15 protein-coding genes and 1 pseudogene are annotated in these 15616 nt (G+C 51.8%); 12 read left to right on the plus strand and 4 right to left on the minus strand.

The genetic code is table 11. The annotated features are described in order from the left end of the window. Window positions 1-361: 361 nt before the first annotated feature. Both DYE26_RS27050 and DYE26_RS34975 read left to right on the plus strand, forming a co-directional pair. A complete protein-coding gene (locus DYE26_RS27050) occupies window positions 362-2896 on the plus strand; it encodes a U32 family peptidase (RefSeq protein ID WP_036619418.1) in 2535 nt (844 codons plus the stop codon). Window positions 2897-3157: 261 nt separating this feature from the next. After that, window positions 3158-3241 (plus strand): putative holin-like toxin, encoded by an 84-nt coding sequence (locus DYE26_RS34975; protein WP_221928479.1) that lies wholly within the window; start codon window positions 3158-3160, stop codon window positions 3239-3241. A 257-nt stretch (window positions 3242-3498) separates the two neighbouring features. Here DYE26_RS34975 and fucO read toward each other — a convergent pair whose 3' ends face one another. The 4 genes and pseudogenes from fucO to DYE26_RS34980 all read right to left on the minus strand — a co-directional run. Then, window positions 3499-4650: a lactaldehyde reductase gene (gene fucO, locus DYE26_RS27055; RefSeq protein ID WP_036619419.1), complete on the minus strand. Its 1152-nt coding sequence runs from the start codon at window positions 4648-4650 to the stop codon at window positions 3499-3501. Window positions 4651-4820: 170 nt separating this feature from the next. Next, the gene (locus DYE26_RS33650) at window positions 4821-4982 is read right to left on the minus strand and encodes a hypothetical protein (RefSeq protein WP_164815303.1); all 162 of its coding nucleotides are present in this window, start codon (window positions 4980-4982) and stop codon (window positions 4821-4823) included. 147 nt (window positions 4983-5129) lie between these two features. Next, complete coding sequence (locus tag DYE26_RS34735) at window positions 5130-5312, minus strand: DUF6809 family protein (protein ID WP_307719345.1); 183 nt, start codon at window positions 5310-5312, stop codon at window positions 5130-5132. 52 nt (window positions 5313-5364) lie between these two features. Continuing rightward, window positions 5365-5421: pseudogene (locus DYE26_RS34980) on the minus strand (hypothetical protein); the annotation flags it as partial. 504 nt (window positions 5422-5925) lie between these two features. Between DYE26_RS34980 and DYE26_RS27070 the strand changes: the two are divergent. The 10 genes from DYE26_RS27070 (at window position 5926) to galU (ending at window position 15603) form a co-directional block, all read left to right on the plus strand. Next, entirely contained in the window at window positions 5926-6237 is a 312-nt protein-coding gene (locus DYE26_RS27070) for an ArsR/SmtB family transcription factor (RefSeq protein ID WP_036619420.1), read from the plus strand. 13 nt (window positions 6238-6250) lie between these two features. Then, window positions 6251-6772: an SRPBCC family protein gene (locus DYE26_RS27075; RefSeq protein WP_051985232.1), complete on the plus strand. Its 522-nt coding sequence runs from the start codon at window positions 6251-6253 to the stop codon at window positions 6770-6772. A gap of 814 nt (window positions 6773-7586) precedes the next feature. Next, window positions 7587-7781, plus strand: a complete 195-nt coding sequence (locus tag DYE26_RS27080) for a hypothetical protein (protein WP_036619421.1) — start codon at window positions 7587-7589, stop codon at window positions 7779-7781. Between the two features lie 338 nt (window positions 7782-8119). Beyond that, window positions 8120-9253, plus strand: a complete 1134-nt coding sequence (locus tag DYE26_RS27085; RefSeq protein ID WP_036619422.1) for an ROK family transcriptional regulator — start codon at window positions 8120-8122, stop codon at window positions 9251-9253. A gap of 172 nt (window positions 9254-9425) precedes the next feature. Further along, on the plus strand, window positions 9426-10709 hold the full coding sequence (locus tag DYE26_RS27090; protein WP_036619423.1) for an extracellular solute-binding protein: 1284 nt from the start codon (window positions 9426-9428) through the stop codon (window positions 10707-10709). 67 nt (window positions 10710-10776) lie between these two features. Next, window positions 10777-11661: a carbohydrate ABC transporter permease gene (locus DYE26_RS27095; RefSeq protein WP_051985233.1), complete on the plus strand. Its 885-nt coding sequence runs from the start codon at window positions 10777-10779 to the stop codon at window positions 11659-11661. A 3-nt stretch (window positions 11662-11664) separates the two neighbouring features. Beyond that, on the plus strand, window positions 11665-12516 hold the full coding sequence (locus DYE26_RS27100) for a carbohydrate ABC transporter permease (RefSeq protein ID WP_036619424.1): 852 nt from the start codon (window positions 11665-11667) through the stop codon (window positions 12514-12516). Window positions 12517-12521: 5 nt separating this feature from the next. Next, window positions 12522-13514: an SIS domain-containing protein gene (locus DYE26_RS27105; protein WP_036619425.1), complete on the plus strand. Its 993-nt coding sequence runs from the start codon at window positions 12522-12524 to the stop codon at window positions 13512-13514. A gap of 5 nt (window positions 13515-13519) precedes the next feature. After that, window positions 13520-14446: a carbohydrate kinase family protein gene (locus DYE26_RS27110; protein WP_036619426.1), complete on the plus strand. Its 927-nt coding sequence runs from the start codon at window positions 13520-13522 to the stop codon at window positions 14444-14446. 266 nt (window positions 14447-14712) lie between these two features. Further along, complete coding sequence (gene galU, locus DYE26_RS27115; RefSeq protein ID WP_036619427.1) at window positions 14713-15603, plus strand: UTP--glucose-1-phosphate uridylyltransferase GalU; 891 nt, start codon at window positions 14713-14715, stop codon at window positions 15601-15603. Window positions 15604-15616: the final 13 nt, after the last annotated feature.

Consider the following 15616-nt stretch of genomic DNA (forward strand, 5'->3'; position numbering starts at 1 on the left):
GAGGTAATTGCAGGATTTGCACTTCATCAAGCGCTGTGGCAGCCTTTCCGGATAACTAACTGTACATTTTGCAACAACTGCCGGAATTGATTCGCGAAGCGCTGCCAAAGCCAGGAAAAAGCTTTCCGCTCTGATTAAGCGTCAGCTTCAGCAGGACGGTGAAATTAATTTCAAAACGCCTGAAGGTCCCCGAAATCAAATAAGTGCTTTTTTCCTTGTGAATGGATGGAAAAGCTAGAGTACGCCGGCAATGTCTGCTAGAATATATAGGTTGACGGATGATTAAATTTTGAACTTTTATCAGGTATGGATATAGATTTAAGACTTTGTGCCGGCTTAAGCCGGTTTTAGGAGGATATACATGAGCAAGGCAGGATTGACGAGGCAGGATGTGGAGCTGCTGGCGCCGGCGGGTGACTGGGACTGCATGCGGGCGGCGGTGGCGAACGGGGCGGACGCGATTTTTTTTGGCGTGGAGAAGTTTAATGCCCGGGCGCGGGCGAACAATTTTCGTATGGACGAACTGCCGGAGATCATGGCGTTTTTGCACAGCTATGGGGTCAAAGGGTTTCTGACGTTCAACATTCTCGTGTTCGAGGATGAGCTGAAAGAGGCGCGGGAACTGGTGGAGGCGTGCATCGAAAGCGGCGTGGACGCGGTGATCGTGCAGGACCTCGGGCTGGTGAAGCTGATCCGCGAAATATCGCCGGATTTTCCGATTCACGGATCGACGCAGATGACGATTACTTCGCCGGAGGCGGTGGAGTTCGTCAAGCCGTGGAACATGGAGCGGGTCGTTTTGGGACGGGAAAACAACCTGAAGCAGATCAAGGTGATCGGGGAGCAGGCCAAGCTGCCGATGGAGGTGTTTGTGCACGGGGCGCTGTGCGTGTCGTATTCCGGTCAGTGCCTGACGTCGGAAATGTGGGGCGGGCGTTCGGCCAACCGCGGCGAGTGCGCGCAGGCGTGCCGGCTGCCGTACGACCTCATGGTCGACGGGGAAAAGAAACCGATGGGCGATGTGGCCTATCTGCTGTCGCCGAAGGATTTGGCGGCGATCGACATCATGCCGGAGCTGATCGAGGCGGGCGTGACTTCGTTTAAAATCGAAGGGCGGCTGAAAAGTCCGGAGTACGTGGCGAACGTAGTAAGCAAATACCGCAAGGCGATCGACCGCTATTTTGACGGGGATGATACGAAGCCTTCCAAGGAGGAGATCCGCGAGCTGCAGCAGAGTTTTTCGCGCGGCTTTACGCACGGGTTCCTGGAAGGGACGAACAATAAAAAGCTGGTTGACGGGACGTTCCCGAAAAGCCGGGGCGTATACCTGGGCCGGGTCGAAAAGGTGCTGCGCGACGGCGTTGTCTGCAAGCTGGAAGCGCCGCTGAAGCGCGGCGACGGGATCGTGTTTGATGCCGGAGATCCGACGAAAAAAGAAGAAGGCGGACGCGTTTACGACCTGCGCCGCAAAGGCGTGAAGCAGGAGGGCGAGGCCGGCGAGGGCTGGATCGTGGACATTGTGCCGGGGCGTAACGACGTGGATTTGCGCCGGGTGCATGTCGGCGACCGCATTTGGAAAACGAGCGATCCGGCGCTCGACAAACGGCTGCGCCAAACGTTCGAGACGGACAAACCGTACCGCGTGTTTCCGGTGCATGTGCGGGCCGTCGGGCGCCCCGGCGGGCTGCTCACCACCTTCTGGACGGATGTGCAGAAGGGCACGATGGTGCGCGTCGACTCGGAGCTGGAGCTCGAGGTGGCGCAAAAACGGCCGATGGACGCAGCGCTGCTCGAAGAGCAGTTCGGGCGTCTCGGCGGCACGGTGTTTCAGCTCGAGCAGCTGGATGCGGAGCTGCATGGCGACGTCATCCTGCCGATTCGAGAGCTGAACGGCATCCGCCGGCGCGCGGTGGAGCTGCTCGCCGCCGAGCGGCCGAAGCCGCCCGTGTGGACGCGGGCGGCGGCGGGGGACGCCCCGCCTGCCGCGGCCGGCCTGGCCGGTGCCGGCCCGCGCCGCGCGCCGCATACGCACGGTGAAGCGCAGCTCACCGCGCTGTGCCGCAGCCTGCCGCAGGTGCAGGCTGCGCTCGAAGCCGGCGTTTCCTTTGTCTACGCCGACTTCGAGTTTATCAAGCAGTTCACGGCAGCGGTCGAAGCCGTTCATGCCGCCGGCAAGCAAATTGCGCTGGCCACGCCGCGCATCCATATGCCGGGCGAAAACGGCTACCACAACAACATCCTGCGCCTTCAGCCCGACGCGGTGCTGGTGCGCAACACCGGGGCGCTTTACTATTACCTGCGCCACCGCATGGAGAATCCGTCGGCCGTGCACCCGCGGCTGATCGGCGATTTTTCGCTGAACATCGCCAATCACAAAACGGTAGAGCTGTTCCTGGAGGCCGGCTGCGACATCGTCACGCCGTCCTATGATTTGAACATCCAGCAGATGGTCGACCTGCTGCAGGTCAGTAGGGCGGCCGACATGGAAGTCGTCATCCATCAGCATTTGCCGATGTTCCACACAGAGCATTGCGTGTACTGCACCTTCCTAAGCGAAGGCACCGACTACACCAACTGCGGCCGTCCGTGCGAGCAGCACCGGGCATCGCTGCAGGACCGCATTGGCATGTCCCACCCGGTCCGGGTCGATGAAGGCTGCCGCAACACGGTGTACAACGCGATCGAACAGTCCGGCGCGGAGTATTTGAACCATTTCCTTGAGCTTGGCGTACCGCGCTACCGGGTTGAATTCCTAGAGGAAACCCCGGATCAGGTGCACAAGGTCATCGACCTGTACAACCGCGCCCTGCGCGGTGAAATCAGCGGTACCCAAGTCTGGAAAACGCTAAAAGCTACCAACCAGCTAGGCGTCACGCGCGGACAACTGGTGAAATAAAATATGAAAGGGAGCTTGCTGCGGTTTTACCGCCCTAGGCTCCCTTTTTTCATTAAAACCTCGCTGCAGACGAGGGGCATTTAGAAGAGATTTGCTCTTGTAACTTCCGTTTCCTTGTTATTGCACAGTTCTCACGATCGTCCGATTATTTCGATCTTCGAGGCCTGACTATTTACAAAATTATGGTATAATCCAAGTAAGCAATAGAATAGGCTTGCAAGGGCGGTCGGGCTACCTCTCTATAGAAGGGAGGGATGCCAGGTGGAAGTTTATCAAGCGTTAACGCTAATGATCTCATTTGCGACTTTAATTGTCCTGATACTTTCCTTCCATAAACGCAAATAGACCGCCCCATGCCAAGGAATCGGTCTATTTGTGCCCATTCTTACAGCCTGCCGCCCTTAAAAGCGGCTATTGCCCGGGGCTGTGCCCTGCAAGCACGGCTCCTTAATAATAAAGGCTTTTAAATACTTTTAAAAGTACTTTTATTGTATCACAACTAAACTGAAATTTACACGATCACGAAGATTTTTTAGGGGGATCCTGCAGCCGTTCCATGGCTATGAGCTCCCCTTGCTTATTAACCTGTGAGATCTAGCGACCTAAAAAATCGCCCGATACAACTCCTCAATCTCGGCCACCGTTGTCTCCCGCGGATTGCCACCCGTACATACATCTTCGAACGCGGAGCGGGCGAGGGCGGGGATGTCCTCTTCCCGCACACCGGCTTCACGGAGACGGGACGGAATGCCGACGTCCTCCGACAGCTGGCGAACTGCGGCAACCGCAGCTTTGCGAGCTTCCTGGATGCTCATTTGTTCGATTCCCGGCACGCCCATCGCTTTGGCGATGTCGCGGTATTTTTCCCCGGTGTAATCGGCGTTGTATGCCATAATGGACGGCAGCAAAATAGCATTAGCCACTCCATGAGGCGTATCGTAAAAAGCTCCCAACGGATGAGCCATCCCGTGCACCAACCCCAGGCCCACATTAGAAAAGCCCATGCCGGCGATATACTGCCCCAGTGCCATTCCTTCGCGGCCTTGCGGATCATTGTTCACGGCGCCGCGCAGGGACCGGGCGATGATTTCCACCGCTTTTAGATGCAGCGCATCGGTCAATTCCCAGGCTGCTTTGGTAATATATCCTTCGATCGCATGGGTTAGAGCGTCCATGCCGGTGGCGGCGGTGAGTCCTTTGGGCATGGAGCTCATCATATCCGGGTCGACGATGGCGACGATGGGAATGTCATGGGGATCAACGCAGACAAATTTCCGTTTGTTTTGCGTATCCGTGATCACATAGTTAATCGTGACCTCCGCCGCTGTCCCGGCCGTTGTCGGAACGGCGATGATCGGCACCGATTTGTGGGCCGTCGCCACCGCTCCTTCCAAACTGCGAACGTCGGCGTATTCCGGATTGTTGCTGATGATGCCGATCGCTTTGGCCGTATCCATCGGCGATCCGCCGCCAATCGCGATGATATAATCGGCCCCGGCTGCCTTAAAGGCGGCCAATCCTTGTTGCACGACTTCAATGGTAGGATTCGCTACCGTTTCATCGAAAACGGAATAAGGCAACTGGTGGAGGTCAAGCAGACCGGTTATTTTGGACACGACATTATGCTTCACAAGCTCCTTGTCGGTTACGACCAATGCCTTAACAAAACGGCGCTGCTTCACTTCATTGACGATATCGGCAATCGCCCCGGCCCCGAAATACGAGGTTTCGTTCAAAATCATACGTTGGCTCATGGCCAAACCCTCCTTTTTTGTGAAACTGTTCACTTGAATAAGTGCATAGAACTTTCAAGTCTTGCGCTATCTGACTCCATCATAAATACGATTTGTTGGAAAATCAACATAAAACAACATTAATTTGTGGTTTTTGTTTGAATTTTTCGGGCGTAAAAAAATCCGCTCCATTAAGAGCGGGCTTTGATACCAGTAATACGTTCAAATTCCTCATCAGCATCTATTCTTCGTTTATCATATGCCTCTTGGCCAATGGATTGAATTATTTTTTGCCGGGCTCTCCGCATTAAAATTGAAGATTGTTCTCTTTGAGCACATGTAGGAATAATCATGACATAAGAGATCATCTCCTTAACTTATATGTGTCATGATACTTTCCTTTCATAAGCACAAATAGACCGCCCACGCCAAGGAATCGGTCTATTTGTGCCGCTATTCCATGAAGCTTACCGCCCCTAAAATCGGCTATTGCTTACTTTCTATATTGAGCGGATAAGCTCCTCTTTACCGGCCAGCACTTCCGCCAGGATGGCCGCTCCCAGCTTGAAGCCGTGCGTGAAGGCTGCCTCATTATGCATGGCGTTGGCCTCCGCATGAAGATCCAGCAAAGCTTCCAGTTTGCGGAATTCCTCTTCGCCCAGTTTCTTGCGCCACTTCTCCATCGCCGCGGAGAGTTTGTCCGCATAATGGACGATATTTCGGGTTCCTGGGCACGATCATTTCATCCGGTAAAATATTTCCGGCATAAAGCTCTTCCAAAATGCTTGGCATGTTTATCCTCCCTTTCGGTATAAGAGGCCTCCTCCTTGAAAGGAAAGTTTGCACATGGTAGGATATTTATGCAACTTTCCTTTCTTGGGGGTTGCCTTGTGGGGAAGTGGCGTCGTTCTTTGAGGGATGCGCCGCTTCCTATTATTTTTCTTCGGACAAAAGCAGTTTCAGTCCCAGCCGGATCGCGTCGGTTCTGGTGATATTATGTTTTTTACAATAATCAGTCACGGCTCTGTACGTTTCTTCATCGAACCGCGCCTTAATAATGTAATTCTTGGGGTTGTCCGCTTTTGGCCGACCTGTTCGTGGACTCAGCTTGTACACCTCCTTTCTGTGTCACACAAATAAAACATATATTATGTGACACGTAAAATCAATATAAAAATTCCAATTTTTGACGTGAAAATACTCCTCTCAACAGAAAATTCTTCTTTTCGCCATATATGAACTTGAAGTTATATAACTAATGGGTTATGTTGATGATAAAGGAAGGGGGCGATAAGTTTGCCGGATACCTTTGCCGTCATTGCCGAGCCTTCCCGCCGGCGGATTTTGGACCTGCTGCTCCAGTCGGAATCCAACGTAACGGATCTGGCCCAGGCGTTGGGGCTGTCGCAGCCCTTGGTGTCCAAGCATTTGCGGACGCTGCGCCAAAGCGGTCTGGTCAAGGTCCGGATCAAGTCCCAGCAGCACATCTATTCGCTGGAAGCCGAGCCGCTGGCAGAGATCGACGAATGGCTGAAAGCCTATCGCAAGAAGTGGAATCGGCATGTTGATGCCTTGGAGAATTTTTTGGACCAGCAGAAAAAAGATTAGGAGGAAACGGAACATGAGATCGCCGATTGAGAATCCAAAGCTTATGCAAGAGCAGGAGGACTGGGTGCTTGTACTGGAACGGGTATTGAATCATCCGCCGGAAAAAGTTTGGGACGCGCTGACCCGGGCCGATCAAGTCTCGAAGTGGGGGCCGTTTTCAACGGACAAGGATTTGACCGAGGTGGGGCCAGTAAGGCTGAAGCATATCAACACGCCTGAGGCAGAAGAGATGGAAGGATATGTTTTAGAGGTTAACGCTCCCTATCTGCTTGTGTTCCGCTGGGGTGCAGATATTCTGCGCTGGGAACTGGCCGCCCTTGACCGAGGTAAGACGACCCTGGTGCTGCGGCATCGGTTTGCGGAGCGCAAACAAGCGCCTTCCTACGCGGCGGGTTGGCATCTTTGCCTGGATGGTTTGGCCGGAACGCTGGCCGGCGAGCAAATGCCCTCGATGGTGGGGGAAGAAGCGCTCAAATACGGTTGGCAGGAATTGTACGAGGTCTATGAGGAAAAGCTGGGGATCCGCACGAAATGAACGCCATAACCCAATCGAAAACCTGCTGATTAGAGCATAACCCGCTTAACTGACTCGAAAATAAACAATGTAAAGTGGCTCAAAACCGAGATCAATGCTTGACAAATAAATTATGACTTTGGCTCTGAGGCGGCTGGGCTGTCTATAGCGTTTCGTGTCCTGGTATCCCTGCATGCTGCTTTGCACGATTATCCCTCTTGTTCAGGGGGGGGAGGGGAGGGGCTAATCACACGGGCCTCTCTTTTTTTCCGGTGTCGTGCCCCATTCCTCCCGTCCCGTCAGGTCTGCTTCACTTCTCCATAAACCTCCTTCTTACAAACCTGTCTAATGATCTCGAACATGTCTGCTTCTCCCAAACCTATTTTCTTCTCCTGAATTTATCTTCCTCTCTTATTTTCCTCTCTGCTTCCGGATCAAAGGGGATAATCATGCAAAGCGTCCGGACAGCGGATATTGATCTGCCGATATTTCTTGCCACGATCGGTTACCGGCCTTCCCTGTCAAGCGCTGATTATTAAGTTGAGCTTGTAAAGTCATTGAATAAGTCTTGGACAAGGGCGTCCCATTAAAGGGGCGAGCGTTTTTTTACGCAAAAATTCAGAATTCTCCCCGTGCAGACAGTCGTTTTTCTAGGAAAGACAAGTTTTGGAAGTTTTGTGAACTGGGGCGCTGAAGACCCTGATAACCAATGTTTATCGGTGCTAAAAAAATCGTTGATTTGCTATAATGAAGGCGTAAATCAAAGCATCGCTCACAACGTCGGAAGGCCATGATTTTCAAAGTAAAGCTCATCAATTTAGGAGGGTGACTTAAGATGGTTGAAGGATTCCTTGAGATGCAAATCGCCGTACACCAAATTCAAGGACGGCTGGAAATCGACGGAGAGTCGGAATACCGCAAAATCGAATTCGGCACCGAACGTTTCCTGCATACTCCCGAACCCGGCCATCGGCTCTACAGCGAAGAAGAACTTCGGCAACATCCGCGGCGCAAATGGTGGTTCCACTAAGAAGTGAAGCTGCCAAAGAAGAAGTTTTGTACCTGAACTTGTTATCCCGATTCCGCTTGATCGGACGTTTGTCCGGTGAAGCGGTTTTTTGTTATCGAAGAGGGATGAAGGGATCAATCGTTATCATAATTTGATGTTAGTTTAGTTACACACAATATGTTATATTTATCTATTTTTTTGATCTTTTCCATACCATTTCGAACAACATTGTCAGTTTTCATAACATATTTTCAAAATGATATCGCTTACACTATTGACAGTAAATTTCGACATGTTATAATTACTTTAAATTTTAGTTTGTTTGTTCTCCGACGAAACTGAATGAAGGAGGGGAGAGGTTGTACAATCGAACCGGAAGTTTAGATCTGATCAAGAAGATCAACCGGAATTTGGTTCTGGAAATGATCCGCAGCGAGAAAAAAATCAGCAGAGCTTTAATAGCCAAAAAATTAGGTTTAAGCCGATCTACGGTCACCTCCATCGTCAATGAGCTGATCAAGAAAAAGTTTGTTGTGGAGACGGGGTTGGGCGACTCTACCAAGGATGGGGGCCGCAGGGGAATCGAACTGGGCTTTAACCCTAAATCGGGATACGGCATCGGCGTCGATATCGGGCGGACTCGAACCCTGATCGTACTGACCGACCTTGATGGTGAGATCGAGCATAAGGAAGAATGCAAAACAACGGCTACCGTAGAAGAGACTTTGGATCTGGTTCAATCGTTTATTCAAAAATCCGGGATTGAAAAAGATCGTATCCTCGGCATGGGGATCGGGCTTCCGGGGATTGTGGACAGCAGGGAAGGGATTCTCCTCGACGTGCCCGCTTTGAACTGGGGCAACATCAATCTGATTGAGAAGGCGAAAACCTATTTTCCGTTTCCGGTATATGTCAACAACGATGTCAATTTTGCCGCATTAGGCGAAAGATGGCTGGGCAGCGAGGGGTTAACGGACAATATGTTCTTCATAGCCATTGGAAGCGGGGTGGGCGGCGCTATTATCGCCAACGGCGAATTAATTGAAGGCCATCGTTACTCGGCGGGGGAAATCAACTGTTTTATCGATCGGGAGGACCTGGCCCAAAACAGACGGAACCGTCCCGGACAGACGGGAGCGTTCGAGCAGCAAATTTCGGCATTCGCTCTGGAGAAAAGCGGGGTATCTCCCGAAGAACTTTTTGTTCGCTACACCCGGGGAGAGCCTGAGGCGGCTCGCGTTATTAACGAATTTGTGCAATATTTGTCCATCACCATCGCGAATATCGCAAGCTTGCTGAATCCGCAGAGAGTGATTATCGGCGGGGGCGTATCCGGCTCCATGTCCGCCGTAATTGAGGATATCCGCCAGCAGGTGTCTGAACTCACGCCAATCCGCACGGAGATTAAGCTGGCCCGCCTGGGCAGGGATGCGGGCGGATTGGGAGCAGTCGCTTACGTATTCCAGCAGCTGCAGGATGCGGAGGATCTATAAGAAAAAGCTTTTATCGACGTACTTTCAAGGAAGCCAGAACACATATAGCGGTAGTTTCTATGGTCTTAAAAAAATTCAAGTTCAGTCAGCAAGAGGCTCTGAAATGAAGAGCCGCGCCGCTTTCAATTTGTTTGTACTTAGAACAAACTAACATATCAATGGGGGTTATTTCATGAAAAAGTCATTACTCGGTATCATGTCCCTTGTGCTAATTCCGTCCCTGCTCGCCGGGTGTTCCGGCGGAAAACCGGCAAGCGGCGCCAATGACGGCGGTGTTCAAACGATTCGCGTTTTGTCGAGCGATGACTTTGCGGGCTTCCGGGAGAAAGCGGTGGAGGAGTTCAATGCGAAAAACCCGGACATCAAGGTCGTTCTGGATCATGTAGCGTACGATCAGTTGCACGATAAGGAGTTGGCCTCCTTTAACGCCAGCGGCGACGCGGCTTACGACATTGTGGACGTCGATGAAATCTGGACCTCCGAGTATGCCAACGCCGGATTCATTCTTCCGGTGACCGACCGCTACACCGACGAGATGAAGCAAGGCATCCTGCCGGCGAGCCTGCAAATCGCCAGCCTGGGCGAAGAGATCTATGGCGTACCGATGTTTAACGATGTCGTGTTCTTTTACTATAACGAAGAACTGTTAAAGAAGGCCGGTTTCGATCACCCGCCGGTGACTTGGGACGAGTTCACTGCGATGTCGAAAGCTCTGCAGGAGAAAGGAATAACCCCCGGTTCGGCCAGCGCATGGGGATGGAGCGCCAATGAAGGCCTCGTTGCTTATTTTGCCGAATTCCTCGGCTCCTTCGGAGGAAAGTTCTTGGATGAAGCGGGTAAGCCGGCGTTCAATGACGAAAAGGGGGTGCAGGCGCTCACGTTCATGGCGGATTCCATGAAAAACGGAGTGATCGACAAGGCGTCGATCAACTACAACGACCGTCAGGTGCTGGATGCCTTTAAAAACGGGAAAACGGCGTTTGTTGCCGGATGGTCCTTTTACTGGGGCGAATTGAACGGCAGCGATTCCAAAGTCAAAGGCAAGGTGAAGGTGGGGATGGTTCCGGCGGCCGAGGGAGCCCCGCATACGGCGGCTACCGGGTCCATGTATCTGGCGATTACTCCGCAATCGGAACATGAAGACGCCGCTTGGAAGTTCATCGAATACCTGGGCAGCAAGGAGGTTCAAAAGCAGCAATCGCTTGAAGCCGGCTCTCTGCCGATTTGGAAGGACCTCTACAGCGACGCCGATCTCAATCAGAACTTTACGGCATTGAAGGATATGGAGAAACAGCTGGAGCAGGTGATTTCCCGCCCTTCGCTGGATTCCTACAATGAATTCTCCAAAAACATGCAGATTGTTCTCCAGGCGGTATTGACGGGTCAAAAGGATGCGAAGACCGCGCTTGATGAGCTGGCGGCATCGACGGAACAGCTTGCGGCCAACGGCAATTAAACGGGTCCCGCTCCGGCGGGACTTCCCATCAAACCTGCGGAGTCTCATATGGATGTGGAGGTATCAAATGATCAAAAAACTTCGGCCTTTCGGATATTTGCTGCCCAGTTTTCTCGTTATTCTCGGCGTGACCCTGCTTCCTTTGATCTACGCGATCTTTATCAGCTTTATTAACTTGACCAAAAATGTGCACAAACTGGACAATCCGAAACTTTGGGATTACGTAGGTTTTGAGAATTTCGCCAAAGTGCTGTCCGACGCTTCCTTTTGGCAGGCCGTCGGCCGAACGATGTATTTTACGGTGACCTCGGTAGGTTTGGAGTTCATTCTTGGCATGGCGTTTGCCTTGATTTTGAATGAGAAATTTGCGGGACGAGGTTTTGTCAGAGGTTTTATGCTGATTCCTTGGGCCTTGCCGACGATTGTCAATGCGGTCCTATGGAAATGGCTGTATGACCCGGATCATGGAACGGTCACCGTGTTGCTGGCGGCCCTTGGCATTACGGATGGTTACTTTAATATTTTGGGCTCCTCCTTCTCGGCAATGAATGCCATCGTTATCGCCGATGTGTGGAAAAATACGGCTTTCGTGACTCTGATTTTATTGGCGGCGATGCAGTCCCTCCCGGTTGAGGCCTATGAAGCAGGCAAAATCGATGGGGCCTCGGCGTTCCGGAGATTTTTCAGCATCACGCTTCCGCTTTTAAGTCCGGCCATATTGGTCGCGCTGATCATGCGGACGATGGAAGCTTTCAAAGTATTCGACATTATTTATATCATGACCGGGGGCGGCCCGGCCGGGGGAACGCAAGTGCTGTCCTTCCTGACCTATCAGTCCTCCATGATGTTCGGCAAATTCAGTTACGGCTCGTCCATAGCGTTTGTGATGTCGATCTTTATTCTGATATTCGCCTTTATCTACATCAAAATTCTATACAAAAAAGCGGAGTGACCTATGGAGAGAACAAGAGCTCAGAAGTTTTGGATATATGTCGGCGTGTCTCTTATCATGCTGTTTACGGCGCTGCCTCTGCTCCTGCTGGTGATCGCCACCTTCTCTTCCAGCGGGGATCTGAACGCGAAAACCCTTCACTTGTGGCCTGCGGAATGGACTTTTGACAATTACTCGAGAGTGTTCTCCGGTGAAGCAAGCGACGGCAGCCTGCCCCCCTTTCTAACGGCGATGAAAAATAGCGTGGTCGTCGCGCTCAGCTCCACCCTGCTGACGCTGTTCATCGGGATGTTTGCGGCGTATGCCTGCGCCAGGTTCCGTTTTCGCGGCAAGGACGCCTTGCTGGTCTCGATTCTTGGCTTCCGGATGGTGCCGGAAGTGGTGCTGCTGATCCCTCTGTACGTGATCTTCGCCCGAATGGGGATGATCAACCATAAGCCGGCGCTTATCGTGATCTATATGGCCTTTAACCTGCCGTACGTCATTTGGATGATGCAGACGTATTTCCGTTCGATTCCAAGGTCTATGGAAGAATCGGCGCAAATCGACGGCGTATCGCCGCTCGGCATTTTGTTCAAGTTTTTGCTGCCGCTATCGCTTCCGGGCTTGGTGGCCACCGGAATATTCGTGCTGCTGATCGCCTGGGACGAGTTTATGTTCGCCAGCATATTCACTTCGACTTATGACGCCAAGACCATTACGGTGGCGATCTCCGAGTTTTCGAAACGCGGCATGATCGACTTCGGCATGCAGATTACCGGCGGATTGCTGGCATCGCTGCCGCCGATTGCTTTGGCTTTGTTCTTACAAAAATACATCATCAGCGGCCTGTCGGAAGGCTCTGAGAAGGGATGAGGATTATGAGTCAATTTTTCAACGAGGTTAAACAACAACCGGAGGCGATCCGGGAGACGATTCGAAACAATATTTCCGTCAGCGCGGCCGGCGACAAGCCGCTGTTGTTGACGGGCATGGGCAGCTCCCTGGCCGCTTCCGAACTGCTTGTCTCTTATTTGAACCTGCACGGCATTCAAGCGTCGGCTATCGACAATTCCGAACTTTTATACTATTATCCCGATTCTTTCCTGGACAAGCATCAGCTTTACATCGTTTCGCAGAGCGGGGAGAGCTTCGAGGCCAAGGAACTGGCCAAGCGCTACCCCTTGGCCTCGGCCATCACCAACTCCCCGGACGGTTCTTTGGCCGGTTTGGCCCGGGAGGTTCTGCTCACGCATGCGGGAAAAGAAATAGCTATCGCTTCCTCGAAATCTTTTACGACGACGGCGGCTTTGATGCTGCTATTGGGCTCTAAAATGACGGGGAACGATCTGACGGATTCGCTTTATCGGACGGCTGACGTCATTGAAGAGCATTTGAATAGAGAAGAGGAGTACCGGAAGCGGATCGTCGATTTCATTAGCCCGGAGAAACCGCTCGTTCTGCTGGGCCGGGGGCCTTCGGTTTACACGGCGCGGCAGGGTTCCTTGACGCTGAAGGAAACGGCGCGGATTTTTGCCGAGGCCGCTTCGGCTCCGCAATTCCGGCATGGTCCATTCGAATTGATTAAAGAGAATTTGCAAGCCATCTTCTTTAATCCTAAAGGAGCAACTTACGAAACTAATAAAAAGTATGTTCTGGAAATGGCCGAACTGGGGGCAAAAGTGCTTTATGTCTCCGACGAAGAGCTTAGACATGAACGCGTCATGTCGTTCGCAATTCCATCCGTTCACGAATACGTGAGCCCCATTCCTTACTCGCTGGTCATCCAGTTAGCCGCCATCGAACTCTCGGCGAAACGGGGGCTGGTCGCTGGGGAAGCTGAAATCATCACGAAAGTTACAGGGAAGGAATAACCTCGATGATTAATTTGGTAGGTGTGATCACCGCAGATCTGATCCTCGCCCAAGTGAAAGAGCGGCCGGACTTTGGCGAAGAACATATGGTCGACACGATGATTTTGCGGCCCGGCGGCCTGGCCAACACGATTTTCCCGCTGGCCAAGCTCGGCGTCAAACAACGGGTCATCTCCCTTTTGGGCCAAGACGATTACGGAAGCAAAATTTACGACGAGATAGCGCCATTGATAGAAAATGAGCTTGCCCGGACCGAAAAAGGGACGGTGCTGTCCGTATCCATCGTCAAAGAGGGCGGGGATCGCTACTTTGTTACCTATAAAGGGAACGCCTACGATTTAACCGCGGCTTCGGTTGAAGGGGAGCAAGACTTCGACCTTGCGCGTGCGACGCTGTTGTACGGTTATTTCCTGGCTCCGGGATTTGGTCCCGATGCGGCGCAAACCTGTTTGAAACGGGCTAAAGCCGCCGGTCAAATCACTTTCTTCGATGCAAACTCGGCCATCGATGGTTGGAGTTTAAAGAGCAGGCAGGAGATTATCTCCTTCCTGCCGTACATCGATTACTTTATGCCCAACGATGAAGAAATTTTGCATCTAACCGGGGCGAACGAGGTGGATCAAGCCGCGAAGCACTTGATTTCTTTAGGCGCCAATACCATCATTGTCAAGCGGGGAAGCCGGGGAGCGAGCGCTTATACCCGCTCGGGAGCCGTGCATCATGCCGGATTTCCTGTAAAGGCTTACGACACGACGGGGGCCGGGGATAGCTTCAATGCCGGCTTCATTTACAGCGTGCTGGAGGAGAAACCGCTCGAAGAAGCGTTGAGATACGGGAATATGCTGGCCAGTATTGTCGTCTCCAAAAAAGAAGACCGGTACCCCACGCCCGATGAAATTGAGAGAAACATTATGGAAAAGGCGGGCAGGTAACCGGTTGAAATAACCGAATTTCACAAATAAGGGTTTATTCTAGGGTTTATTCCGCAGGACCGGAGCCGCGGAATAAACCCTTTTTCTTCAAGGGAGTAGCTAGATTTGAGAATTTTTAGCGGGGGGATTCAAAACCTAAATCAGAGACAATGGACAAAATGGGCGGATCGGGAGCATGTCTCTAGGTCCGTGTATCTATGTTTGTACAATGTATGTGGTATAATGTCAACATCTGCAATTTATTTTCCAATTAGGGAGAAATTTTAATGAAAATTCGTAAAGCAATTATTCCGGCGGCCGGATTAGGGACGCGTTTTCTGCCGGCGACCAAGGCCATGCCTAAGGAAATGCTGCCGATCGTCGACAAGCCCACGATCCAATATATCGTGGAGGAAGCGGTCGCTTCCGGGATTGAAGACATTATTATTGTAACGGGGAAGGGTAAGCGTGCGATCGAAGATCACTTTGATACATCATTTGAGCTAGAATACAATCTAAATGAAAAAGGAAAATTTCAGCTTCTTGAAGAGGTACGTAAATCTTCGGAGATGGCGGATATTCACTACATCCGGCAAAAGGAACCAAAAGGCCTGGGACATGCGATCTGGTGCGCACGGAAATTTATCGGCAACGAACCGTTTGCCGTGCTGCTTGGCGACGATATCGTCGAGTCGGAGGTACCTTGCCTAAAACAAATGATCAACGTGTTTGAGGAGCATAAAGCTTCGGTAGTTGGTGTGCAGCCGGTAGACTGGAATGAGGTGTCCCGTTACGGGATTGTGAATCCTACGGTGATTCAGGAGCGGGTTTACTTGGCCAATGAACTGGTGGAGAAACCAGAAACCGGTAAGGCCCCCTCTAATTTGGCGATCATGGGGCGTTACATTTTGACCCCGGCGATTTTTGGCATTCTTGAAGAACAACAAGTAGGCGTAAACGGAGAGATCCAGTTGACCGATGCGATCTCGCGCCTCGGTGAGACGGAACGAATTTTGGCCTATAACTTCGAAGGAACCCGGCATGATGTGGGCGAGAAGATGGGCTTCATTCAAACCACCATCCATTATGCGCTGGAAAATCCGGAATTGCGGGATGAATTACTTCGTTTTATGACGGAAATCGTTAGTGCAAATCAAAAAACGGCCTCTCCTGAGTGAGAGACCGTTTTTC

The sequence above is a fragment of the Paenibacillus macerans genome (assembly GCF_900454495.1).
Classification (GTDB): domain Bacteria; phylum Bacillota; class Bacilli; order Paenibacillales; family Paenibacillaceae; genus Fontibacillus; species Fontibacillus macerans.